This window comes from Priestia sp. ABM2_011, assembly GCF_056158845.1.
The window spans coordinates 4,150,627-4,176,135 of sequence record NZ_JBSWUB010000001.1 but is presented as its reverse complement, the minus strand read 5'-3'; the positions used below and the strand labels follow the sequence as shown (position 1 = coordinate 4,176,135).

Genomic DNA, 25,509 nt, shown 5'->3' with positions numbered 1-25,509 from the left:
ACTTATTTTTATCCACTTATTCTCAAATTATATTATAATAAAAGCAAAAAAGAAAGATATAGTAGAGGAGACAATTTATGAAAATATGGGTCAATGTTCTAGCTTTGCTTGTGCTTATAGCATCTTTAGTAGCGGGTAAAATATATTGGAATCATCAAGCTTCTGAGCAGTCAGCGGTAAGGCCAACTAAAATAGAAGGTTCTAGTTATACAGAAGGTGAAGAAGCTTCTTGGAAAAAGTATGTGCAAAACCTTCCGAAATCGGTAATAGCAAAAATAGAGCAAGCCGAAAAAACGAAAAAACCTATGAAGCTAGTAATTGTAGGCTCTGCTCCTAAAGAAAAGGTACAGAAAACCTGGGGAACTTTACTGAAGGAAAACCTGAACATCACTTACGGTGAAGATTTAATGGATACACAAGTATATGAATATACAGACATGACAACGTTGAAATTTATAAACAACGGGATTTATAAACAAATTTTGGATGAAAAGCCAGACGTTTTGTTATTTGAGCCGTTTCTGTTAAATGATAACGGAGTAGTAGGTATTGATAATACCCTAGAAAATATTAACGTCATTATAAGCCATTTAAAAGATCAGAATAGTGAGCTAGTTACGATTCTACAGCCATCAGCACCAGTATATAAGGCAGTAAACTACCCAAATGACGTAAAGGCACTAGAGAAATTTTCTAAAGAAAACGGATATGAATATCTTAATCATTGGATAGCCTGGCCTGACTATCGTTCCGAAGATATTTTAACGTTTTTAGCGGAAACGCCTGGCCAACCTAATGACAGTGGAGAAAAACGATGGGCTAAGTATTTGGAAACGTATTTTACGAATTCAGAATCAGATATATAAGAAAAAGCAGATAGTCCCTTCGGCTATTCTGCTTATTTCTTTATAGGTATAATGAACTAAAAATGAAGATTTGATGCATTTTAAGACAGAAATATAGCTTTTAAGACTTCAAATATGCACATAAGAAGATGTCTTCCTGTATGTGGAAAAGTTCGTGCAGTGTGTATGTTATAATATAATTTATGGAATATTACCCATGAATTGAGACATAGAAAGAGGAGACAAACGAATGATTGACTTACATACATACATTTTGCCGGAGATGGAAAATGGACCTAAGAGCCAAGATGAACTTTTGCAGATGGCAGATGCATTAGTGAAGCAAGGAGTAACAAAAGTGATTGTGACGCCCAAATATGAAGGGCCTGCTTCAAGCTGCACATCAGCTGTAGAGTTTGCAAATGAATACCTGCGAAAAGCTTCTATTTCACTAACCATTTTACCGGGACAAAAAGTAACTGCAACCAATCATATGACTTTGTTTAATCAAGATTTCTATAAGATGACTATAAATGAAAATGAAAAATATATGTTTTTGGAGATTCCGCAAGATATGGAAATTGAAGTAGTAGAAAATATTGCATATGAGCTGCAGCTGAAGGGAGTAGTGCCGGTCTTAAATGAACCTGAACGCCATCCGTTATTTATAGATAATCCTGCGAACTTATATACGCTTGTAAAAAATGGAGCAGAAGTTCAATTGTCTGCACAAAGTGTACTCGGGGGAAACGGCAATAAATCTAAAAAAGCAGCTTATCAGTTCATTGATCATGGATTAGCACACGTGATTGCATCAGGTGTAAATCGTGAAAACTATCAGCAGTACGGCCTGCAAAAAGCCTATTCTGCTGTTTCTAAAAAATACGGCAACAGCAAGCTTTATCATTTTATGGAAAATGCAGAGGCTATTGCGAGCGGAAAGGCTGTCTATAAACAAGAGCCTGAACGCATCAAAAAAACAAAATTCCTAGGAATCTTTTAAAGTTTCCCTTTGTACCCTGATTAACTTCTGTTTAATCAGGGTATTTGCATACAAAGACCTATTTCAGACCCTTCTTTTTTCATCATTATTTGGAGTTATTTTACAAATTGTGTTTGCGTTTTCATGTAGAGTAATAGTAAAATATTGTTAGTTAAGTAGATGGCAGGAAAGTACGCGGTTTTCCGGGGTTCGTGGTGGTAAATGTCGAGAAGAATACATAGTTTCATACTAGAAATCGTCGTAGAATAGAGCTATACAAGACGCAGGGAGGGAAATAAAGTGATTGATATTCATACGTACATATTGCCTAATATCGATAGCGGACCTGAGGAAGTAGACGGCTTTTTGAAAATGGCACGCTCCTTAGCGGATCAAGGCGTTCAGTCCGTTGTGGCGACGCCCCTTTATGATAGCGATCAAGAGTTTATGAAACACCATTTATTTCTCTATGTGAATGCAGCTAATGAATGGCTCACGAATTCATGTATTCCTCTTCAAGTATTACCAGGTCAGCTTGTCCCTTTATCGCCTCAACTTCTGCGAAACTATGAGCGAAATCAGCTTCTTACGCTTAATCACACCGATAAATATTTGTTTCTTTCACTGCCTGACTATGATGTCTCACCTTATTTTGAAAAGATACTGTCTGATCTTCTCACAAAAGGCATTGTGCCTATTCTTCGTTCACCAGAATGTCATCCGATTTTCCGAGATCATCCTGAGCGTTTATATGAGCTTGTTAAAAAAGGCGTACTCGTTCAGCTAAGCGCTGCTAGTATTCTTGGTTTAAACGGAAAGAAAGAAAGAAAAGCGGCATTTACCCTTATTAAATACCGCCTAGCCCACGTGATTGCCTCTGGCGTTCATGCTCGCAATTACCACGACTATTCACTTTCAAAAGCGTATGATTATATTTCCGATATGTACGGTGCGTCAGAACTTTATTTTTTTATTGAAAATGCGGAAGCTATTATCGACGGTCGTCCGGTGCATCAATTAGAGCCTGAGCCGATGAAAAAATTTAGTTTATTTAAATTATTCAGTTGAAAACAAGGGACTTTTCCATAAAAACGGGAAAGTCCCTTGTTTTGTCTTTCTTTCATTGTGGTATGGAATAGAAACAAAGTAAAAGAAAGGAAGGCTGAATATGATAAAAACTACAGCTGGAAAAGCAGCTATGTCGGTATTAAAAGAATGGAAGATCGATCACATTTTCGGTATGCCGGGAGATTCAATCAATCATTTTATGGACAACTTGCGCAGCGAAAAAGATGCAATTGAATTTATTCAAGTCCGTCACGAGGAAGTAGGCGCACTTGCCGCATCTTCTTACGCTAAAATCACCGGTAAAATCGGCGTGTGTCTGTCGATTGGAGGACCGGGTGCGATTCATTTATTAAACGGCTTATATGATGCCAAAGCAGACGGTGCACCGGTGTTAGTGCTAGCTGGACAGGTGCCTCGTGCGAAGCTTGGCAATGAATCGTTTCAAGAAGTGAACTTAGAACGTGTTTTTGACGATGTGTCGGTATTTAATCACCGAGTGGACTCACCTGAATCGTTTCCACATCTGCTTCAGCAAGCGATTCGAACGGCTTACGCGAAAAAAGGTGTAGCGGTATTAGTCATTCCAGATGATATTCCGTCTTCAACGATTAAAATTGATGAAAAAACGCCAATTGCCAATGTATCAAAAACCATTTCTCACAGTGACCCAGAAGATGTAGCTAAAGCGCTTCTAGCGATTAAATACGCAAAAAAACCGGTTATTTTAGCAGGAACAGGTGCAAAGCACGCCAAACTTGAATTAGCGCAGTTCGCGGAGAAAATTGCGGCGCCGATTATCTTTACGCTTCCGGGTAAAGGAATACTGCCTGATCATCATCCTTATAACCTGGGGCAGCTCGGGCAAATTGGGACAAAGCCGGCGTATGAAGCAATGGAAGAAACCGATTTGTTAATTATGATTGGAACTTCGTTTCCATACCGCGAGTTTTTACCAGATGGAGTCGAAGCAATACAGCTAGATTCCGATGCCACACAAATTGGCAGACGCTATCCTGTATCCATCGGATTAGTCGGAGACTCTAAAACGACGCTGTCACAGCTTACGCATAATTTAGATTATCAAGAAAACCGCCGCTTCTTAGAAGAGTGTCAAGTTAATATGGAAAACTGGTGGAAACACGTAGAAAAAGAAGAAAACGAAGTGAGTACGCTAATCAAGCCGCAGCAAGTCATTCCCAAGCTGCAAAAAATTGTTGACGATGATGCGATTGTATCTGTTGATGTCGGGAACGTTACGGTATGGATGGCGAGACATTTCCGCATGACGAATCAAAAATTTGTGATTTCAAGCTGGCTGGCAACGATGGGCTGCGGACTTCCGGCTGCGATCGCAGGAAAGCTTGCCCATCCGGAAAAACAATCGGTAGCCGTATGCGGTGACGGAGGCTTTACGATGGTCATGCAAGATTTTGTAACGGCTGTGAGGTACAAGCTGCCAATTGTTGTCGTCGTCCTTAATAACAGTGAAATCGGAATGATTAAATATGAACAAGCCATTCAAGGTCACTTGGATTATCAAACGCAGCTTGGTGAAATGAACTTTGCAAAGTTCGCTGAATCGTGCGGCGGAATTGGCTACCGCGTCGAAAAGTATGAAGAGCTCGAAACAGCATTTGAAAAAGCTTCTCTTGCCAATGTTCCTGTGGTAATTGATGTTGTTGTCGCGGATGAACCGCCGCTTCCAGGCAAAATTTCATTTGGACAAGCGGCCAATTATTCGAAGCATATTATGAAAAAGTTCTTTAAAGAACATGAGCTCGAAATGCCGCCGCTTCGCAAAGGACTAAGCAGAATGCTTTAATCAGTGACTCTCCTTACAGGAGAGTCTTTTTAGGAGGGATATTATGGGAGTGTTTGAAATCATTTTACTTGTTTTTGGTGTAATTGTGATGCTTGTGATTTTAGTGCCGGTTATTATTGCTATTGTTCTTTGGATGAAAGATGAAAAACAAGAAGAGCATTCGGTGCTTAGAAACTATCCGCTGCTCGGAAAAATGCGCTATATTTTTGAGAAAATGGGGCCTGAACTGCGTCAGTATTTATTTTTAAATAATAACGAAGGCAAGCCGTTTTCTAGAAATCAATACGAGCAAACCGTTAAGTCAGGTAAATACCTCAACCGAATGATGGGGTTTGGCTCAGAGCGTGACTTTAGCGAACCGGGCTATTATATTCGAAACGCGGTGTTTCCAAAGCAGCGCGATGAAATGAAAGCGGATAATACGACAAAAGTTAAAACAAAAGTATATAAAATGGACGCAGATAATTTATTTAGCCGAAGAGAGCACCTAGAAGAAAAAGAAGCGGATCCATTTTATTTGCGGGATGAAGAAGCGGTCGTTATAGGTCCTTCATGCAAAAACCCGTTTGTTGTAAAAGGATTAATCGGTCAATCTGGCATGAGCTTTGGAGCGCTTGGTGACCATGCGATTACCGCTTTATCCCTAGGGTTAGGACGAGCAGGCGGCACGTGGATGAACACGGGAGAAGGCGGACTGTCACCGTATCATTTAAAAGGAGACGTTGATATCATTTTTCAAATTGGTCCTGGGCTTTTTGGCGTTCGGACAAAAGAAGGCGAATTTTCGTGGGAAGAATTTAAAAAGAAAAGCGAAATGAAGCAAATCAAAGCGTTTGAAATTAAGCTTGCCCAAGGAGCCAAAACGCGAGGCGGTCACGTAGATGGTTCAAAAGTAACAGAAGAAATCGCCGAAATCCGCAACTTAAAGCCAGGAGAATCTGTAGACAGTCCAAACCGTTTTAAAGAGTTCGCATCGTATCCTGAAATGTTTCAGTTTATTGAAAAGCTTCGAGATGTAGGCGGCAAGCCAGTAGGTATTAAAATGGTTGTCGGAAACACAAATGATCTTGAAGAACTTGCAGCGTATATGAAAGAGACAGGAAGTGGTCCTGACTTTATTACGATCGACGGAGCAGAAGGGGGAACGGGCGCATCGTTTCAAGAATTAGCGGACGGAGCGGGGGTACCGCTGTTTTCAGGACTTCCTTTTGTGGATGAACTGCTTAAAAAGTATGGCGTTCGCGATGAAGTGAAGCTTTTTGCATCGGGCAAGCTGTTAACGGCTGATAAAATTGCGACGGCTTTATCGCTGGGTGCCGACTGTGTTAATATTGCCAGAGGCTTTATGTTTTCTGTTGGCTGTATTCAAGCGCAGGTTTGTCATAATAATCGTTGTCCAGTGGGCGTAGCGACAACAGATCCGAAGCTACAAAAAGCGCTTATTATTGAAGAGAAATCATACCGCGTGTGCAATTACGTGCTGTCATTACGTGAAGGATTGTTTAATTTAGCCGCAGCTGCCGGCATTGATTCACCGACAAAGTTTTCAAAGAAGCACCTGGTATTTAAAAACAGCAGCGGACAGTTAGCTGATATTTCTACAAAGGAAAAGATGTACGTATAAAAAAGCTGCCAATCGGCAGCTTTTTTATTGTCTTCTTTGAAGTAAATGCAGGCAAAACTCTAAGTCTTTTTGAAGGTGTTCCTGCATTAACGCTTCAGCTTTTTCAGCATTGCGTTCTTTAATAGCGTTATAAATGTCTTCGTGTTCGTCAATTAAAAATGGGCGGTTGTAAAAAACCACGGTATGACGGAACAAGTAAATGATCGACTGCATGCGGTCGATGATGTTAATCATTACGTCATTGTTGCTTGCGTTCACAATGATAGCGTGAAAACGCTCATTGGCGCTCATAATTTCTTCAAACGAGCCGTTTCTTCCGATGTCTACGCATTCTTTTAACTCTTCTAATTCGTTATCAGATAAAAAAGTTGCCGCAGCTTTAGAAGCTGAGCCTTCTAGCAGCATTCGTACTTCAAACAAGTTGCGTAAATCTTTTTCTGTCGGCGACACCACTTTTTTTCGGACAATCAGTCCTTCATATTCTAAGCGTCTGATGGAATCACGAATCGGCGTTCGGCTGAATCCAAGCTCGCTCGCTAATTTTTCTTCGACGATTTTTGTACCGCCTTCAAGCTCACCGTTTAAAATTTTATCTCGAATCATCTCATAAGAAGGGTGATGAGACGAACGAGAACCTTGATTTCTTAACATACTCTACTTCACCTCTAGCATTCGACACGAGGAAATCTCGTCTCTTTCTCTCTTTATTTTTTATCATTTTGTACGCGTATACCCAAATCATACTATAACTTGTGAAAAGGTGGGACGGAAAGTTTCGCTTTTAGAAATAAATTTCATTTAAAAAAAGGCTAGACAAATAAATAAAATGCGAATATGATGAGTGTATACAAAATTATCAGAAATGTATACAAAAAATATTTTAACGTATACATTATTTTTTAAAACGTATTTGAAAACGTATACAACAAGGGGAGGAAACGAAAATGACAAAACGCGTTGGATTTATTGGACTTGGAATTATGGGAAAACCGATGACGCTCAATTTATTAAAAGCAGGTTTTGAGGTAACGGTTTACGATATTAATAAAGCAGCAGTGGAAGAAGTGAAAGCAGCGGGAGGATTTGGAGCAGAAAGCCTTGCTGAAGTTGCAGTGAACAGCGACGTGATGATCACGATGCTTCCAGCTTCACATCATGTAAAAAGCGTAGTACTTGGAGAAGAAGGGTTAATTCATAGCGCAAAAGAAGGAAGCGTTATCATCGATATGAGTTCCATTTCACCGGTAGCATCAAAAGAAATTGCAGCTGAACTTGCACAAAAAGGAATTCATATGCTAGACGCTCCGGTCAGCGGCGGAGAGCCAAAAGCAATTGACGGCACGCTTGCGATTATGGTCGGAGGAAACGAACACATCTTTGAAAGCGTTTCATCCATTCTTCATGCGATGGGAGCAGAAGTAACGCTTGTTGGAGACAATGGAAGCGGCGTAACGGCGAAGCTTGCAAACCAAGTGATTGTAAACTTAAACATTGCAGCGATGTCTGAAGCACTTGTATTAGCAGCTAAAGCAGGCATTGACGTTGAAAAAATGTATCAAGCGATTCGCGGCGGATTAGCAGGAAGCGCTGTATTAGATGCAAAAGTACCGCTTATTTTAGACCGCAACTTTGTAGCAGGCGGACGTATTGATATTAACTTAAAAGATATGACAAACGTGATGGAAACGGCTCATGACATTGGCGTACCGCTTCCGCTTTCAAGTCAGCTTGTGGAAATTTTCCACGCGTTAAAAGTAGACGGAAAAGCAAGCGATGATCACGGCGGAATTGTGCAGTACTATGAAAAATTAGCAAACGTTGAAGTGAAAAAGAAGGTGGAAGCATGATTAAACAACAAGAAAAACGTCTTGTAAGCGATGTGTTTAAAAACATTCCAGCGGTCGATGAAGCGCTTGTACAAAAAATGCTTGATGAAGAGCTGCTTACGTTTAATCAAAAAATCATTGTCCTAGATGATGATCCAACGGGCGTTCAAACGGTTAACGGTATTTCCGTGTACACAGATTGGAGCAAAGACAGCATCAAGCAAGGGTTTTTAGAAGAAAATTCAATGTTTTTTATTCTAACAAATTCACGCGGATTTACCGCTTCTGAAACGGAAAAAGCCCACGCGGACATTGCGGCTGTTATTACAGAGGTAGCGGCTGAAGTAGATAAAGAGTTTTTAATTATCAGCAGAGGTGATTCCACTCTTCGCGGTCATTACCCGTTAGAAACAGAAGTATTAAAGAAAACCGTTGAACAGCACTCCAATCAAGTGCTTGACGGCGAAGTGATTTTTCCTTTCTTTAAAGAAGGCGGACGATTCACAGTTGATAACATTCACTACGTGCAAGATGAAGACTACTTAGTGCCGGCAGGAGAAACGGAGTTTGCAAAAGACCGTACATTTGGCTACAGTAAGTCTCATTTAGGCGAATGGGTAGAAGAAAAGTCAGAAGGGAAATTCAAAGCAAGTCATACGACGTATATTTCGCTTAGGAGCATTCGTGCACTTGATTTAGTGACGATCACAAATCAGCTGATGGAAGTGAAAGACTTTAACAAAGTCGTTGTGAACGCAGTGGATTATGTAGACGTAAAAGTTGTGACGATTGCGCTTCTTCGCGCGATGAAGCTTGGAAAGCACTTTATGTATCGAAGCGCGGCGGCTTTAACAAAAGTAATGGGCGGCGTGAGCGACAAAGACCTTTTAACAAAAGAAGAGCTCATTAAAGAAAAGTCGTCAAACGGCGGATTGATTATGGTTGGGTCACACGTCAAAAAAACAACGGAGCAGCTGGAAGAATTAAAGAAATGCAGCTTCATTGAATTTATTGAATTTGACTGTCATCTTGTCTTAGAACCTGAAAAGTTTGAAGAAGAAGTGAATCGTATTATCAATGAAGCAGAGAAGCTTATTTCCAAAGGTCAAACGGTAGCTGTGTATACAAGACGCGAGCGATTAAATCTTGGCGAAGGAAAAAAAGAAGAAGAGCTTAAATTATCAGTAAAAATTTCAGACGCGGTTACAAGCATTGTTCGCCGCTTGAACGTTCGTCCAAACTTTATCGTCGCAAAAGGCGGCATTACGTCAAGTGATATTGGCGTAAACGGCTTATCTGTAAAGCGTGCGACGGTTGCTGGACAAATCAAACCCGGCATTCCGGTATGGGTAACGGGAGAGGAAAGCAAGTTTCCAGGCATTGCGTACATCATTTTCCCTGGGAATGTTGGAGCTAAAACAACGCTTCGAGAAACGGTTGAATTATTAAGTAAATAGAAAGAAGTGAACGTACGAGGTGCGTTCACTTTAGAAAATATTTGAAAGCGTATACATTATTTGGATGTACGTACATGAAAAATGGTCACACTAAGGGGATGAACATATGAATTCAGTATTCGGATTAAGTCATGAAGCAAGTCTTTTGCTGTATGCGATTGTATCGATTGTTGGACTTATCTTTTTAATTGCTAAGTTTAAAACAAATCCGTTCGTAGCACTAATCGTTGCGGCTTTGTTTATGGGTCTTATTTCAGGAATGAAGCTGCCTGATATCGTAACGGCTTTCCAAGAAGGAGTAGCGAGCGTCTTAGGATTTATCGCGATTGTTCTTGGTCTTGGAACGATGTTAGGTAAAATGATGGCAGAGTCAGGCGGAGCCGAGCGTATTGCCCGCACGTTAATTAAAGTATTCGGTGAAAAGAACGTACACTGGGCAATGATGGTTGTAGCCGTTATTTGTGGTATTCCCGTCTTTTTCCAAGTAGGGGTTGTGCTATTAATTCCACTTGTGTTTGTAATTGCCAAGCATACAGGTACGTCACTTATTAAAATTGGTTTATCGTTAATTGCCGGTTTAGCCGTTGTTCACAGTTTGGTACCTCCGCATCCGGCAGCGATGCTAGCGGTGGATATCTTTAAAGCAGATTTAGGTAAAACGATTTTGTATTCATTAGTTGTGGCATTCCCAGCTGCAGCTGTGGCAGGTCCTATTTACGGATCGTTCATTTCACGCCGTGTTCACGTAGAGCCAACGGGTGAAATTATGGAGCAGTTCACAGAGTCGAAGCATAAAGATCTTCCTGGCTTCGGAATTACGCTATTTACGATTTTACTTCCAGTCCTATTAATGCTTTTAGCAACAATTACTGGGTTTGTTTATCCAGAAACAAGCACGATTCGCTATGTAACAAACTTTATCGGAAGTCCAATCGTAGCGCTGTTAATTTCGCTAGTGTTTGCTTTTTATTCGTTCGGTTTTGCAAGAGGATACAACAAAGACGATCTATTAAAGTTCACAAATGAATGTCTTGGACCCGTTGCTTCGATCATTTTAATCATCGGTGCAGGCGGCGGTTTTAATAAAATTTTAACAGCAAGCGGTGTAGGTGACGCGATTGCAGGATTTGCTCAAGACGCCCATCTTTCTCCTATCGTGCTAGCGTTTGTGATTGCCGGCTTGATTCGTGCAGCAGTTGGTTCAGCAACAGTAGCCATGACAACAGCAGCAGGTATTGTCGCACCCATTGCAGCAACCATGCCAAACGTAAGCCCAGAGCTATTGGTGCTAGCAACAGGCGCAGGTTCTGTAATGCTATCGCACGTAAATGATTCTGGCTTCTGGTTAATCAAAGAATTCTTCAACATGTCAGTGGCTCAAACGTTAAAAACGTGGACAGTGATGGAAACGATTCTATCATTTGCGGCGTTTGCAATGGTTCTTATTTTAGACATTTTTATTTAAAAGAAAAGCGCTGGTTTCAGCGCTTTTTTTCTTAATCTAAAATAAAATGCAAAAAAATTTCAAATAATGAGAAAAAAATACTAGATTTTCCTTATTTCGATAGTATAGAATAGTGATAAAGTAGCAAAAGGGGGTAGATGTATGACAAATAATGAAAATTATCGAATTAGTTTGACAACAAAAGCACTGGTTCCCGTGAATGATCCTATTTACCGCACGAAGGTGCTAGATGAAGCAGGAGAATATATGATAAGCAAGACATGTAAACAACTATTAGAAGAAGCATGTATTCGAGAATTAAGTACGTTCAAAGGTTCCATCGCTGCCGTTCGAAAAATGTTTCCGTACAAGCAGCTTACGCCTCTTGTCATTAGTCGTTCACAAGCCATCATTGCGTTTCCTACATCTTCGCCCAACGACTACAGCTGCGCTTGGATTTTTTCCTCTCATGTTCATACTTCTCATACGCTTGCTTCAGTTAGTTCAAATTCAACGGTGATTTACTTCAAAGACGACACGTTCATTACTGTCAAACTTTCCTATTACAGTTTAGAAAAAAAGTTAGCGAGAGCAGCCGTTATTCGAAACTATTGCTTAGAAAGTCGGCTTTTTTTTTCTTAATCTGTTCGTTTTATCAAACGCACTTATTTACATACGATCAGCATTTTGGTCTCGGTGTGTTGAGAGGAAGCTTAAACAAGCTTCCTCTATCTTATTCTTTTATTCTTGAAAAAGCAGAACCTTTAGTTTTTTACGGGCTGTCTTTCCCCAGTTCTTAACGGCTCCTGTTGATACGTGATATTTGTATGCAATTTCTTTATAAGAATATCCTTCAAGCAAATATTCTACTACATAGATTTTTTCTCGAGGGGTGAGATGTTCAATATATTGGTTAATTGTATCAGCTTCTAAAGGAACAATAGGAGCGGGGTCTTCATTTAATGCAAGTAAATCATATTCAGCAGGAGTTTCTCGTTCTTCACGCAATGCATTTCCTTTTAAATAAGAAAGGATAGTTCCACGCACAGTTGTGTAAGCATAAGCGGAAAAAGAACCTTTGCTTTCATCAAATTTTTGGTGTGCTCTCCATAAACCAATCAAAGCAACTTGATAATATTCATCGAAGTCTTTGTAAATATGAAATCTTTTAATCATCGACACAATTAATGGATGAAAAGATGAAGCAATTTGATCAAACGAGCTTTTTTGCATGTAGCATTCCTTTTTCAAAAACGCGTTTTTGCTGTATTCCGTCGGTATCTCTACTGTACAAGGGAGAGGTTATATGTGCGAATGAGCGTACATTATGTTTTCTTTTTAAGAAACGTGACGTAATTTCTCCGGAAACTTCATGTTTCGCTAGGAAATATGCGAAGTATACGTGTATTTGTAGAGATTTTACGTACGAAAGGTCCCCCATTCCAAATTCTACTAATCTATAATTATTTCTATATCTATTATCGATGTAGCAACTCTACCATCATGTAAGAGCAGTGATGGTAGAGTTGCTACACCTATCCGGTTGAGTCACTCCCTTGCGGGCTGGTCTCAACCGGATAGGTGGACCTTTGAGGTTAGATTCGCAGGAGCTACTAATTTTAAGTTCTTCTTTATGAAAGCAAGTCGCTGAGGTTGTAAGAAGAACTTGTAAAGGGGAGATTGAATGAAGGCGATGGTTGGGGTAAATGTGGCAGCGGCTGTTTTGTGCGGGGCAGTGATATATGGAGGGACGCAGCACTGGCAGGAGAGAGCGGAGGCACAGGTTCAAGCAAGTGAAACGAAAGCGCATGTTGTACATAAAGAAAAACAGTTTTCTGACGTGTCTGCTTATACAAGAAATCTTCCAGACTTTATTACAAAGCAAATCGAGTCGGCGATTGCAAATAAAAAACCTCTAACTCTTGTACTTGCTACTTCTGCAAAGGAAACCGGCTGGCCCCAGCAGTTAAAGAAAGAGCTAGAAGCTACATATGGAAGTGATGTATTCACTGTTAAAACACTTTCATACGGCAGCCAAACAACTGGTGAGCTTTTATCCTCACATATTGTGAATCAAATTAATCAACTTCAGCCAAATATTATTTTATTCGAAGCACCTCTTAAAAATGATTATCAGAAGCTTACGTTAGACGATACGCTTAAAAATACAGAGACACTGATTCATCAGCTTAAAGACTTGAAAAAAACTCTGATGCTTCAACCGTCTCAGCCGTACATTTCCCAGACGGAGTCCTATGAAGAAGGGGTAGAAGCTATTCGGGGAGTGGCAGAAGAAAATTGGGTTCACTATTTAAATCATTCGCTCATTTGGCCATTTCATTTAGGAGAGTATATTAATACAAACACAGGAGGGACAACAATAAAAGGAAATCATGTATGGGGTAATTATTTAGTACGCTGGTTTACCGGGAATAAAAACACAGAGTGAAATTTTGTTTAATTTTAATTACGTAAACATAAATTTATATGATTAATTTTTACACTTTAAGAGTGAAACTAGGGACAAGATTTTTTAAACTGCATAGAATAAATTATATTTAGTTTGGGGGGGTGAAGATTATTTGTGAAAATAGTAATTTTGTCGAATCGTCATTAAATCGTGTAGCTATTAATAAAGGTGAAGCTATAACACTACAAGTTAAACTTCGAAACGGACACGGAGAATTAATAAATCTTCTAAATTCCAGCGTTGTGATTATCATAATTAATTCTACAAAAAATTCATTTGAAAAACCTACTGAATTAATAGATGAATATACAATTCAGTTCACAATTGATTTTAATGATATAACTGGTGAAGAAGATTCAAATATAAGGTTTAATGTAACCTATTCAGATGGAAAAGTAGAAAGATTTCCTTCTGAAGATGCCCAGAACATTATTATTTCTTCAGTGTTAGAAATTAATAGCAATATTGTTGGGTATGTAACCTTTGAGAAAGTAAAAAAAACGTGTGAGAAGTATAGTCATATGAACTTAAATGCTAGCAATATTCCATTTAACGATTCCAATGAAATGTTGAGTAAAATTGGTGATTTAAAAAAGCTGGGTATAACACCTCGTAGTTTAACAGACACTATTATGGAAAGAGGGCTCAATCCAAAAGATTTTGGAGCAGTTGGAGATGGAAAAAGCCATCCTCTATCAGAAATTTACCTCACCCTTGCCTCAGCACAAGAAAAATATCCGCATGCTACTGATCTTTCTGACGAAATAGATTGGTGCGCAATACAGGGGCTTGTTAATTTTTGTGTAAATACGATTAAACAGTCAGGTGAATTTCAAAATCCGTGCGTACTTGAATTTCCTTCTGGTATATATGTAACCAATAAAACTATTAATTCAAAGCCATATATTAAATTTGTTGCCAAAGGGTTTGTAGTGATTAGACTGAATAATGCAGGTACTGCATTGAAAATTAGTTGCGATAGTAACGAACCTAACTTTTATAAAGAAATGTGGTCTATTGGTAGTCTAATTACTGCAGCAACAGGAGGAGCTTTTATTTTGCAATGCTCTAAAAATAAAGTTGCTAATTCAGTTGGTCTAGATATAGGTAATTCTGCATCCAATGAAAAAGATTTTGCAAGATTCAACATAAGTCATCTTGGTATTATCGGATTTGATGTAGGTCTACAAATTAGAAATATTAATACGTATTTAGGAGTGTTTAATTCTCTTCATTTAGAAGGAAATAGAGTGAATATCAAAACTTTAAATGTAAAAGGAAATGCTATAAATGCAGGTGAGAATATGAGATTCAACAATTCCATCATTGCAGGTGCTGTTATTGGTTTAAAAAATGAATCAGATGTTTTTGATTTCGTTTTTTCAAACTGTAGCTTTGATTTTTTAGATAATGTTCTTGAGTTGAATAAAGGATATTCGACTATTCGATTCAATCATTGTTATTTTGAGGAGATTAGTTATTCGTTAATTAATAGCTTGGCTACGCCTATTAGTATACAAGGACGAGGAAACGTAGTTACATTCATTAACTGTGAAATGTATAGTCCCCGTAGGCAATATATAAAAGGTAAACACTTAACTGTGGTGGTAGATGGATTCGTTTTAAGGTATACAAGGACAGATATATTGCCAAATGCTTTATGTTTCTTTGAAAAAGAGGACACCAATAAATACAAGACAAAGCATTTTCTCTTTACGAGGGACTACGCCCAGTGTACAGCTGAAAATCTTAATTTAAATAGATACGGTGATTTTGAAAATGCTAATTTGGGTGAGAGCTTACTAAATAACACATTAAACAGTTATCGTAAAGTTTCATCATTTAATGTCAAAGTAGCAGAAATATCTGGGGAAGTCTCTTATTCAGGCGGTCAATCTTTAAAAATAGTAGGAACACAGGGGTGTTATTTAGCTTTTGAATTAGCAAATAAGATTAAAGCTATGGCATTTGAAGAAATCGTAGTGGGTTTTCGCTTTGCCTTAAATATAACCAACGCGCTCAACTTAGCAGTTAGAGTAGATGCATATGACAATAATGAAGTATTGATTAAATCTAGTGACAGTTATGTTCCATCGGTTTCTGGTACTAATATTTTGGAGTGGTCATTTACTCCATATATTAAAAACTTTGTATTACCTGCCGGGACACAAAGCTACAACATTAATATTATAGTCAGTAATTTTAATGGAACTGTTTATTTAGATGATATTATAATAAATAAGATATAAAGCTTTGGTCTATTATTTGATTATCCCCAATAAAAACTTTACAACTCGAAACATGAAAGAAAGTATCATCTTATTCTACAAAGAACTTTATATTCTTGCTGAGGGGTAATAAGTTTACCAAAAGATTAAACTTAATTCAGGAGTTTAAAGTTTTTATTCCCTAAATAGGACATGTTTAACAGTTTTATTTGTAATATGAGGTAGAGCTAATAGTAAATAAATAAAACCCTTACGTAATAAATAGTAAAGGTTTTATTTTCTTGAGTTACCTATTTTACTTTTTTTAAATGCCGGTTTGCTCTGCTTTTATAATAATAAGAGCCGGTGCTTGGGCATTTATAAAGCGTGATACCAAAAAACTGCAAAGGTGTTTTAATTCGTTTTAAAGAATAAGATAAGGGCATTATGGTCCTCCTAAATAAAATGGATTAATATTACAAAATTTGAGTTAATTATACAAAAAAATCCTCGGTTGGTAAACCTTAATAAAGAACAAAATCAAAAAATGTTCTTTATCAGAAACAAAAAAGCGATTTTTCTCTAGAATAATGTCTGTTTTACTGACATAATAGTTTAGGGAGTTTAGTATAATTTTATTAAATTAACGTAAAAAAATAGGTATGAGGGTTATATTGCAACAGAATTTGATTTATAATTAGAAAGGTTGAAAGAAGGGATAAAATGGATATTGATGAAAAAAATGATATATTGCTTCCTCCAGAATGGATGGCCCTTGTTAAGGAAGCAATGGATTCAAATATAACGAAGAGTGAGTTTGAAGAGTTTCTTAAACAAAAATCTCTAGAAAATAAAAGTATACGTAGCAGCAAAAAAACCATTAGAACCTAAGTTCTAATGGCTTTTTTATTATCGTGCTTTATTTTGTTGTAAAAAATCCTTAATTTCTTTGCTAGATAAGCCCAGCTGTTTTGCTTCGTAAATAAGCTGCAGCCAATCTTTATCTAGTTCGTTATCAAATACTTTATTCAGCTTTTCCATCAAGTCTGCTCCTTTAGTAAAGGAAACTCAGCCATCATAGTGTAAAAACCGTATATTTGTAGTTTTGCGTCCTAACTTTTCAATTAGTTTGCCTTTTTCTGTAATAATATAATTTAAATTATATTCTACTATACTTAGTCTGTGAAAACATGTAAAAAATAAGTTTTTGAGACTAAGTTTCCGTTATTTTAAGCATCTTCAAAAGCATTCTATTCCCTATGCCAGACTTTTCGTATAAATATTTTTTCTTTATATTCCAACATTGTAATCGCATACATAAAACTTATATGTTAGATAACCTAAGACATAAGTTAAATTATTCAGAAAATTCATATACCTCAAATGTATCTTTAAAGATGCATAAAAAATATACCTTTGAAACAAGCAGGTATAGACGCCAGGGGAGGAATGGAAGATGCAAAAAAAGAAACTCGTATCGATTGGAAATGGAATGGCTGGAGTTCGAGCAATTGAAGAAGTATTGAAGGTTTTAAGCGAAGCGTTTGAAATTACGATTTTCGGAAGCGAGCCGCATCCGAACTATAATCGTATTTTACTATCAAAAGTGCTGCAAGGAGATACGAATGTTGAAGACATTACGTTAAACGATTGGAACTGGTATCAAGAAAACAATATTACATTATATACGGGCGAAACGGTTACTAGTATCGATTCGATAAAAAAACAAGTAGCGACAAACAGCGGCAGAGTAGAATCGTATGATGAGTTGATTTTAGCAACGGGCTCTTTTCCTTTTATTCTTCCGATTCCAGGATCTGATAAAAAAGGAGTTACGGCTTTTCGAGATATAAAAGACACGGAAGATATATGGGGACGCAGCACTGGCAGGAGCAAACGGAAGCGCAGGCAAGTGAAGTAAAAACTGCTGTTGTACATAAAGAAAAACAGTTTTCGGATGTATCTGCTTATACAAAAAAAATTCCGGACTTTATCACAAAGCAAATCCAGTCATCTATCGCAATTAAAAAACCTCTGACTCTTGTGCTTGCCACATCCGTAAAGGAAACAGGGTGGCCACAGCAGTTAAAAAAAGATCTAGCATCTACATATGGAAGCGATGTATTTACGGTTAAAACACTTTCATATGGTAACGGGACAACGGATGAGCTTTTATCCTCACATATTGCTGATCAAATTAATCAACTTCAGCCAAACATTATTCTGTTTGAAGCACCTCTTAAAAATGATTACCAGCACCTTACGCTAGATGAGACGTTTGAAAATACAGACAAGCTGATTCATCAGCTCAAAGATTTGAAAAAAACCCTTATGATTCAGCCTTCACAGCCATATATTTCACAAACCGAGTCCTATGAAGAAGGGGTAGAAGCGATCAGGGGAGTATCCGAAGCAAACTGGGTTTATTATATGAATCATTCGCTCATTTGGCCGTTTCATTTAGGAGAGTATATCAATAAAGACAGCGGCAATTTAACGAAAAAAGGAAATGAAGTGTGGGGAGAATACGTTGTGAATTGGTTTACGGGAAAATAAAAAGACAAGCCCTATTATATGTAGAATAGGGCTTGTCTTTTTAGAGTTTTTAGACCAAAACTCTGAAATTATTAATCATTTTTAATAGGAGTGATTTTTATCATAGCTCAGGTTATTTATTCTTGCTAAATTAATGTTGTGAAAAACATCACAAAATAAAATGCAAAGGATGATCCAAATTAAAACGTAATTAGAGCACTTATTTTTTTTGCTTGCTGTTAAAGCAATGGAATCGCATACATACCATAACTGTGTTAGATAACCTAACACATAAGTTGAACGATTCAGAAAATTCATATATCTTAAATATATCTTTAAAGATGCATAGAAAATATATCTTTGAAACAAGCAGGTATAGACGCCAGGGGAGGAATGGAAGATGCAAAAAAAGAAACTCGTATTGATTGGAAATGGAATGGCTGGAGTTCGAGCGATTGAAGAAGTATTGAAGCTTTCAAGCGAAGCGTTTGAGATTACGATTTTCGGAAGCGAGCCGCATCCGAACTATAATCGTATTTTGTTATCAAAAGTGCTGCAAGGAGATACAAATGTTGAAGACATTACGTTAAACGATTGGAACTGGTATCAAGAAAACAATATTACATTATATACGGGCGAAACGGTTACGAGTATCGATTCAGTAAAAAAAGAAGTAGCGACAAACAGTGGGAGAGTAGAATCGTATGATGAGTTAATTTTAGCAACGGGCTCTCTTCCTTTTATTCTTCCGATTCCAGGATCCGATAAAAGAGGAGTTACGGCTTTTCGAGATATAAAAGACACGGATGAAATGCTGCAGGCATCACAGCAGTATAAAAAAGCAGCGGTTATTGGAGGCGGACTGCTTGGATTAGAAGCGGCGCGCGGACTGTTAAATTTGGGAATGGACGTATCTGTGATTCATTTAGCTCCGTATTTAATGGAACGTCAGCTCGACCCAACAGCCGGCAAATTGCTTCAAAACGAATTAGAAAAACAAGGCATGGAGTTTTTGCTTGAAAAACAAACGGCCGAAATCGTCGGCGATGAGCGAGTTGAAGGATTATCTTTTAAAGACGGGACGTTTTTAGAAGCTGATTTGGTCGTGATGGCCGTTGGAATTAAGCCAAATGTTCAGCTTGCAAAAGAAGCGGGACTTGACGTAAACCGAGGAATTGTTGTGAATGACTATATGCAAACGGATATTCCAAACATCTACGCGGTTGGAGAATGTGCAGAGCATAGAGGAATGGTATACGGACTAGTGGCACCTTTGTATGAACAAGGAAAAGCATTAGCAAAAGCGATTTGCGGGGCAGAAAAAGTGCCTTATGAAGGATCGGTTTTATCCACGCAGCTAAAAGTATCAGGTGTTGAAGTGTTCTCAGCAGGAGACTTCACGGAAGATGAAAAGAAAAAAGCAATCAAAGTGTTCGATGAACAAGACGGTATTTATAAAAAACTTGTTTTGCGAGGCAATCAAATCGTAGGAGCCGTTCTTTTTGGAGACAGCAGCGACGGAAATCGACTGTTTTCAATGATTCAAAAGCAAGAAGATGTATCCGATGTCGCAAAAGTGTCGATTTTACAGCCGTCTGGCGGTAACGCGGGTGAAAGCTTAGTAGCAAGCATGAGCGCCGATGATATTATTTGCGGCTGTAACGGCGTAACAAAAGGTACGATTGTGGAAGCTATCCAAAAACAAGGATGCTCATCGGTTGATGAAATCAAAGCTTGTACAAGTGCCTCTCGCTCCTGCGGAGGATGTAAACCGCTTGTAGCGGAAGTGCTTCAGCATACTCTTGGCGCTGACTTTGACGCTACGGCTCAAAAAGAAGCGATTTGCGGCTGTACGACTTTGTCACGAGATGAAGTTGTCGAAGAAATCAAAGCAAAGGGCCTTTCGCATACGCGTGAAGTGATGAATGTACTTGAATGGAACAATGAAGAAGGCTGTTCGAAATGCCGTCCAGCGCTAAACTATTATTTAGGTATGGTGAATCCAACCGGATACGTTGATGAACGCGAATCACGATTTGTGAATGAACGCATGCACGCCAATATTCAAAAAGACGGCACGTATTCTGTTGTTCCTCGCATGTACGGAGGCGTCACAAACGCAGAAGATTTACGAAAAATTGCAGATGTTGTTGATAAATATGAAATTCCGCTCGTAAAAGTGACGGGTGGTCAGCGTCTTGATTTGTTTGGTGTTAAAAAAGAAGATTTGCCTAGCGTATGGGAAGAGTTAGATATGCCTTCTGGCTACGCGTACGGTAAGTCGCTGCGGACCGTGAAAACATGCGTCGGCGAGCAGTTTTGCCGTTTTGGCACGCAGGATTCAATGGGCGTTGGAATTGCGCTTGAGAAAAAATTTGAAGGACTATGGACGCCTCATAAAGTGAAAATGGCTGTATCTGCTTGTCCAAGAAGCTGCGCTGAGTCAGGTATTAAAGATATCGGCTTTATTGGAATTGACGGCGGCTGGGAAATTTACGTAGGCGGAAATGGAGGTACGCACCTTCGCGGCGGAGATCTGTTGTATAAAGTAAAAACAGACGAAGAATTGATGGACATTACAGGAGCTTATTTGCAGTATTACCGAGAAACGGCTAATTACTTAGAGCGTACGTCTGCATGGATTGAGCGCATGGGACTTTCGCACATTCAGTTAGTGCTTGATGACGCTGAGACGAGAAGAGAGCTGAATATGCGTATGGACGAAGCGTTATCTACGTACCGTGATCCTTGGAAAGAAATCGTCGAAAGCAAAAAGACGAAAAAAGAGCTGTTCGAAACAGTTGTCACATCATAAAGCTGGGGGGAAATAAAGATGGTGAATAAAAACATTACAAAAGTATGCGTAGGATCGATTCATGATTTTCCGGTAAGTCTAGGTAAAACAGTGAAAGTAAACGGAAAAGAAATTGCGGTGTTTAAGCTATCAAGCGGAAAAATACGGGCAATTGAAAACCGCTGTCCGCATAAAGGCGGCGTGCTAAGTGAAGGAATCGTGAGCGGCGACTCGGTGTTTTGTCCGATGCACGACTGGAAGATTTGCTTGCATGACGGTAACGTACAAGAGCCTGACAGCGGATGTGTAGACACGTACGAAGCGTCTGTTGAAGGAGATTTACTGTATCTTTTAATTGAAGAATAAGTACCGTGGCGCGTTGACTTTCAACGCGCCACAAAAATTCAAGGGGACACACTAAAAGGAGCGAAGCAAAAATGAGAACAGGAAAAGTGTACATTGTAGGAGCCGGACCAGGAGATCCAGATTTGCTAACGATAAAAGCAGCCAAATGTTTAGAAAAAGCAGACGTTATTTTATATGACCGCTTAGTGAACCCTGTTCTTCTTCAGTATGCAAAAGAAGGAGCAGAACTCGTCTACTGCGGGAAAAAGCCTGGTGATCACTGCGTTTCTCAAGATGATATTCATGATTTGCTTGTATTCTACGCAAGAAAAGGAAATACCGTGGTGCGGTTAAAAGGCGGAGATCCGTTTATTTTCGGAAGAGGCGGGGAAGAAGCAGAAGTGCTCGTTCAGAATGGAATTCCATTTGAAGTCGTTCCGGGTATTACAGCAGGCATCGCGGCACCGGCTTATGCTGGAATCCCTGTGACGCATCGAGAGCTGAGCCGTTCGTTTGCCGTTGTGACGGGACACTGCTTGAGCGGCAAGCCGGAAAGTATTCGCTGGGAGCATTTAGCAAAAGGAGTTGATACGCTTGCGATTTATATGGGCGTTAAAAACTTACCGTATATTTGCCGTCAGCTTTTAGAAGCGGGGAAAAGCGCAGATACGCCGGTCGCTCTTATTGAGCAAGGGACGTCGCTTTATCAGCGCACGGTTACAGGTACGCTTGGCACAATCGTAGACACGGCTGCCGAGCAGCAAGTCAGCAATCCCGCGATGATTGTGATTGGTGAAGTGGTGAACCAAGCTTCTGCTCTTTCTTGGTTTTTGGAAAAAACAGAAGAAAAAGTATGCGTCTAAGATGAATAAAAGGAGGAAACGCTTTTGCTTAAGAATTCACTGCAGTCAATGAATGAGTTAGCCCGTGAAAAAACGAAGCTTGTGAATGATCATTTGCCGAGTTATTTGCTTTTAGCCGTGCTAGCGGGTGCTTACGTAGGACTTGGCGTTATATTAGCTCTATCGGTAGGAGCGCCTTTAGCTTCTGCTTCTTTACCGGTCGTTTCTCTTGTGATGGGGTTATCATTTGCTGTTGCTCTCCTGCTTGTCGTATTTGCAGGAGCAGAATTGTTTACGGGGAATCATATGGTTTATACGGTCAGTACGCTATCAGGAGTCACAACATGGAAAGATACGTTTAAAAACTGGGCGTGGTGTTTTATCGGAAATGCGATAGGTGCGTTTGGGCTTTGTTTGTTAATTACCGGAACCGGTTTGTTTAAAGGAATTGAACCTAATCATTTACTTATGGCGCTGGCAGCTAAAAAAATGAATTTGCCGGTCAGTGAATTATTTTTCCGCGGCATCCTTTGCAACTGGCTTGTTTGTCTTGCGATTTGGACCGCTTCGCGCACTAAAAGCGATGCGGCAAAGATCATGCTTATTTTTTGGATGCTGTTTGCATTTGTTGCTTCAGGATACGAGCACAGCGTGGCAAATATGACGTTTCTTGGTCTGGCTTTATTGCTTCCGCATCCTGATGCGATTTCGGCTGCTGGACTATTGCATAATTTAATTCCTGTTACACTCGGAAACATCGTAGGGGGAGGACTGTTTGTAGGAAGCATTTACTGGTTCGTGAACGCTAGGCAGCTAAAAGAAGTTAAAAAACAGCCGGCTGCTCTCTCAGCTGATTTGGATTCTGCAAAACTGTCTAAATAGCAAAAACCGCTCTTTGTACCATATAGTCTGCTTTTTAAAGCTATCATCACGGTATTTTAGAGCGGTTTCTTCTATATAATATAAACTGCTTAAAGCGTATTCACATCTATACGTATCGAACAAGCAGTATTGTTCTTCATTTTATAGAAACAGGATGTCTGTGAGAATTGAATCGGACAGATTCTGTTGAAATGAATGTGTGAGGGTGCAGATATCATCGAAGAGGCAGAGGGCATCTTAGAATTTTAATGTTGTTTGGCATTTTATGCTCTTTTTGAGCTTCCTTAAAGCAGTTGTACATTGCTTTGCTGCCTAAATGATTGGCGGAGTGAATCGTAATTCGATCGGCATATAAATGGTGCTTTACCATAAAATGCACGAGCATTAATCCATTCCGTGTCTTGCTGAGTAAATCGTGATCGAGTGACAAATGTTCAACATCGAATGATCTTAGCAGATCAATACATTCATCAATCGTTTCGGCTAAAACATGACCGTCAGGGCACTTGCGATAGTCGTCTAGAAAAACATTGATTTTCATGACTGATTCTCCCTTCCTTGCCTTGTATTTAGTGTAACATACATAATGTCATATACCTACCTAAGTCTATTCGACACGTTTTAAGCTATTCCTTCTTAAATAGGGGTAAAAACACGAAATTTTATCATTATTTGCATATCCGAGGCGAATAAACAGGAAATAAGAGAAGAAATGTCGAACGAAAAATGAGTAGATAAACAGTTAAAACTAGACATTGCTTTTTTTATCCCTCTATCTTTATGTAAGAAAGTCATTTTAATCCCAGATTTGACAAGGGATGGAAGCGATTTGGCCAATAAAGGATTGTCAGAAAAAAACGATCATTTACGATTTTTTTAAAAAAAATGGGAAATTTCTCTTTACGAAAAAGATGTTTGGGACGTATAATTTGATTTAAGGATTTTTTGGAACATAGTATGATAGTATGACAATATGACAAAAAAGAAAAGTAAGGTGAATAGAATGGGTAAGTTATTTAGTATCGGTGAAGTATTAATTGATATGATTCCAGCTCAAAAAGGTCTTCAATTAAAAGAAGTGGAATCGTTTACGCGTGTGCCAGGCGGAGCGCCGGCAAACGTTGCGGCAGTTGTTGCTACATACGGTAATGAGTCAGCGCTTATTACGAAAGTTGGAGAAGATGCGTTTGGAGACTTTCTAGTAGATACGCTTTGTGAAGTAGGAGTAGGTACTGATATGGTCTATCGTACAGAAGAAGCAAACACAGCTTTAGCTTTTGTTTCTCTTCGTGAAGACGGAGAAAGAGATTTCAGCTTCTATCGTAATCCTTCAGCAGATTTATTGCTAACTGAAGACGAAATTAACCCTGATTGGTTTGCAAGCAACGATCTTCTTCATTTCTGTTCGGTTGATTTAGTTGAAAGTCCTATGAAATACGCTCATATGAAAGCGATTAAAAGCATGAAAGAAAAAGGCGGCGTTATCAGCTTTGATCCAAATGTACGTCTTCCACTGTGGAAAGACCACGAGCTATGCCGTCAAACGATTTTAGAATTTATTCCTCAAGCGCACATTGTCAAAATTTCAGACGACGAGCTAGCGTTTATCACAGGCATTGAAGATGAACAGCAAGCGATTCAGTCTCTATTTACAGGTGACGTTCAAGTAGTTGTGTTCACAAAAGGTGCAGAAGGCGCAACGCTTTATACAAAAGAAGCTGTCTATGAATCAAACGGTTACAAAGTAGCGGTTGTTGATACAACAGGTGCAGGAGATGCGTTTATTGGCGGATTCCTTTATCAGCTATTAAGCCGCGATGTGTCACAAGAAAACTTAACGGCTATTCTTGACCGCGACCACGATGCTATTTTGCGCTTTGCAAATGCAAGCGGTGCCTTAACGACAACTGGAAAAGGTGCGATCAGTTCAATTCCAGCCAAAGAAGTAGTAGAGCAATTTTGTAAGCCTGTAGCTAACTAAAATGAAAAGGCTTTATCTCATCTTATTTTCAATCAGCAGAGGCGTCCGTTTCTGCTGATTGCAGACTACATAAGAGGGAGAAGCAAGCTGCGGAGCAAGAAGAAAAAAATTTTTTCTGTTTTTAAAAAATAATCAAAAAAATTTCTAGCTAAATAATAAATGTTCGTGTTAGTATAATACGAGCAGCAAAAAGTAGCAGTTTTACCACTATTTATGAAAACGTTATATATTTTTATCGATGTAGAAAATTTAATAGGATCAAAGAGCGATCCTATTAAATTTTCTAGACCTTTTGGGGAATATTCAAGGGAGTATAAGTGCTTGGCCCTGGATGAAAGAAAAGCAGCAGGTCGTTACATACGATGCACATAGATTAGAAATAGGA

At 39.0% G+C, this 25,509-nt stretch carries 22 protein-coding genes, 1 pseudogene and 1 riboswitch; of the genes and pseudogenes, 19 read left to right on the top strand and 4 right to left on the bottom strand.

The genetic code is table 11. The annotated features are described in order from the left end of the window. The first annotated feature begins 77 nt into the window (after positions 1-77). The 5 genes from ACXAE4_RS22150 to ACXAE4_RS22130 all read left to right on the top strand — a co-directional run bounded on the left by ACXAE4_RS22150 (position 78) and on the right by ACXAE4_RS22130 (position 6,341). Positions 78-866: an SGNH/GDSL hydrolase family protein gene (locus tag ACXAE4_RS22150; protein WP_289578783.1), complete on the top strand. Its 789-nt coding sequence runs from the start codon at positions 78-80 to the stop codon at positions 864-866. A 229-nt stretch (positions 867-1,095) separates the two neighbouring features. Beyond that, positions 1,096-1,848 (top strand): tyrosine-protein phosphatase, encoded by a 753-nt coding sequence (locus tag ACXAE4_RS22145; protein WP_289578784.1) that lies wholly within the window; start codon positions 1,096-1,098, stop codon positions 1,846-1,848. 279 nt (positions 1,849-2,127) lie between these two features. Next, positions 2,128-2,895, top strand: coding sequence for a tyrosine-protein phosphatase (locus ACXAE4_RS22140; protein WP_289578785.1), 768 nt, complete (start codon positions 2,128-2,130; stop codon positions 2,893-2,895). 100 nt (positions 2,896-2,995) lie between these two features. Then, entirely contained in the window at positions 2,996-4,717 is a 1,722-nt protein-coding gene (locus ACXAE4_RS22135) for a pyruvate oxidase (protein WP_289578786.1), read from the top strand. A gap of 43 nt (positions 4,718-4,760) precedes the next feature. Beyond that, a complete protein-coding gene (locus tag ACXAE4_RS22130; RefSeq protein ID WP_475236925.1) occupies positions 4,761-6,341 on the top strand; it encodes an FMN-binding glutamate synthase family protein in 1,581 nt (526 codons plus the stop codon). Positions 6,342-6,365: 24 nt separating this feature from the next. Here ACXAE4_RS22130 and ACXAE4_RS22125 read toward each other — a convergent pair whose 3' ends face one another. Then, a complete protein-coding gene (locus ACXAE4_RS22125) occupies positions 6,366-6,992 on the bottom strand; it encodes a GntR family transcriptional regulator (protein ID WP_047751465.1) in 627 nt (208 codons plus the stop codon). 293 nt (positions 6,993-7,285) lie between these two features. On the opposite strand from ACXAE4_RS22125, the gene garR reads away from it, so the two are divergent. The 4 genes from garR (at position 7,286) to ACXAE4_RS22105 (ending at position 11,710) form a co-directional block, all read left to right on the top strand. Continuing rightward, entirely contained in the window at positions 7,286-8,188 is a 903-nt protein-coding gene (garR, locus tag ACXAE4_RS22120) for a 2-hydroxy-3-oxopropionate reductase (RefSeq protein ID WP_154973339.1), read from the top strand. Then, positions 8,185-9,624 (top strand): four-carbon acid sugar kinase family protein, encoded by a 1,440-nt coding sequence (locus ACXAE4_RS22115; protein WP_475236923.1) that lies wholly within the window; start codon positions 8,185-8,187, stop codon positions 9,622-9,624. Before garR ends, ACXAE4_RS22115 begins: the two co-directional genes overlap by 4 nt. Before the next feature lie 106 nt (positions 9,625-9,730). Then, positions 9,731-11,089, top strand: coding sequence for a GntT/GntP/DsdX family permease (locus tag ACXAE4_RS22110; RefSeq protein WP_013055857.1), 1,359 nt, complete (start codon positions 9,731-9,733; stop codon positions 11,087-11,089). Between the two features lie 141 nt (positions 11,090-11,230). Beyond that, positions 11,231-11,710, top strand: coding sequence for a competence protein ComK (locus tag ACXAE4_RS22105; RefSeq protein ID WP_289578789.1), 480 nt, complete (start codon positions 11,231-11,233; stop codon positions 11,708-11,710). Positions 11,711-11,809: 99 nt separating this feature from the next. Here ACXAE4_RS22105 and ACXAE4_RS22100 read toward each other — a convergent pair whose 3' ends face one another. After that, positions 11,810-12,301, bottom strand: a complete 492-nt coding sequence (locus tag ACXAE4_RS22100) for a sigma-70 family RNA polymerase sigma factor (RefSeq protein WP_475236918.1) — start codon at positions 12,299-12,301, stop codon at positions 11,810-11,812. 451 nt (positions 12,302-12,752) lie between these two features. On the opposite strand from ACXAE4_RS22100, the gene ACXAE4_RS22095 reads away from it, so the two are divergent. The 3 genes from ACXAE4_RS22095 to ACXAE4_RS22085 all read left to right on the top strand — a co-directional run bounded on the left by ACXAE4_RS22095 (position 12,753) and on the right by ACXAE4_RS22085 (position 16,636). Continuing rightward, positions 12,753-13,517 carry an SGNH/GDSL hydrolase family protein gene (locus ACXAE4_RS22095; RefSeq protein ID WP_289578791.1) on the top strand — a complete coding sequence of 255 codons (765 nt, stop codon included), beginning with the start codon at positions 12,753-12,755 and terminating at the stop codon, positions 13,515-13,517. Between the two features lie 122 nt (positions 13,518-13,639). Beyond that, entirely contained in the window at positions 13,640-15,787 is a 2,148-nt protein-coding gene (locus ACXAE4_RS22090) for a hypothetical protein (protein WP_289578792.1), read from the top strand. A gap of 681 nt (positions 15,788-16,468) precedes the next feature. After that, positions 16,469-16,636, top strand: a complete 168-nt coding sequence (locus tag ACXAE4_RS22085; protein ID WP_289578793.1) for an anti-repressor SinI family protein — start codon at positions 16,469-16,471, stop codon at positions 16,634-16,636. 18 nt (positions 16,637-16,654) lie between these two features. Here the strand turns inward: ACXAE4_RS22085 and sinI are convergent, their stop codons facing one another. After that, complete coding sequence (gene sinI, locus ACXAE4_RS22080; RefSeq protein ID WP_289578794.1) at positions 16,655-16,786, bottom strand: DNA-binding anti-repressor SinI; 132 nt, start codon at positions 16,784-16,786, stop codon at positions 16,655-16,657. Between the two features lie 18 nt (positions 16,787-16,804). Continuing rightward, positions 16,805-16,889, bottom strand: a riboswitch (cyclic di-GMP riboswitch). Positions 16,890-17,201: 312 nt separating this feature from the next. Here sinI and ACXAE4_RS22075 point away from each other — a divergent pair. From ACXAE4_RS22075 to ACXAE4_RS22050, 6 genes and pseudogenes are all read left to right on the top strand, one after another. Further along, positions 17,202-17,615 (top strand): annotated as a pseudogene (locus tag ACXAE4_RS22075) (FAD-dependent oxidoreductase); the annotation flags it as partial. After that, the gene (locus ACXAE4_RS22070) at positions 17,615-18,301 is read left to right on the top strand and encodes an SGNH/GDSL hydrolase family protein (RefSeq protein WP_289578795.1); all 687 of its coding nucleotides are present in this window, start codon (positions 17,615-17,617) and stop codon (positions 18,299-18,301) included. The pseudogene ACXAE4_RS22075 and the gene ACXAE4_RS22070, both read left to right, overlap by 1 nt. 379 nt (positions 18,302-18,680) lie before the next feature. Further along, positions 18,681-21,095, top strand: a complete 2,415-nt coding sequence (nirB, locus tag ACXAE4_RS22065) for a nitrite reductase large subunit NirB (protein ID WP_289578796.1) — start codon at positions 18,681-18,683, stop codon at positions 21,093-21,095. Between the two features lie 18 nt (positions 21,096-21,113). Further along, a complete protein-coding gene (gene nirD / locus ACXAE4_RS22060; protein ID WP_013055862.1) occupies positions 21,114-21,440 on the top strand; it encodes a nitrite reductase small subunit NirD in 327 nt (108 codons plus the stop codon). A gap of 71 nt (positions 21,441-21,511) precedes the next feature. Continuing rightward, positions 21,512-22,282 carry a uroporphyrinogen-III C-methyltransferase gene (gene cobA, locus ACXAE4_RS22055; protein ID WP_289578797.1) on the top strand — a complete coding sequence of 257 codons (771 nt, stop codon included), beginning with the start codon at positions 21,512-21,514 and terminating at the stop codon, positions 22,280-22,282. 24 nt (positions 22,283-22,306) lie between these two features. Continuing rightward, complete coding sequence (locus ACXAE4_RS22050; RefSeq protein ID WP_289578798.1) at positions 22,307-23,143, top strand: formate/nitrite transporter family protein; 837 nt, start codon at positions 22,307-22,309, stop codon at positions 23,141-23,143. Between the two features lie 214 nt (positions 23,144-23,357). Here ACXAE4_RS22050 and ACXAE4_RS22045 read toward each other — a convergent pair whose 3' ends face one another. After that, a complete protein-coding gene (locus tag ACXAE4_RS22045) occupies positions 23,358-23,684 on the bottom strand; it encodes a cyclic-phosphate processing receiver domain-containing protein (RefSeq protein WP_014461165.1) in 327 nt (108 codons plus the stop codon). Between the two features lie 462 nt (positions 23,685-24,146). On the opposite strand from ACXAE4_RS22045, the gene ACXAE4_RS22040 reads away from it, so the two are divergent. After that, complete coding sequence (locus ACXAE4_RS22040) at positions 24,147-25,124, top strand: carbohydrate kinase family protein (protein WP_475236913.1); 978 nt, start codon at positions 24,147-24,149, stop codon at positions 25,122-25,124. Positions 25,125-25,509 lie beyond the last annotated feature (385 nt).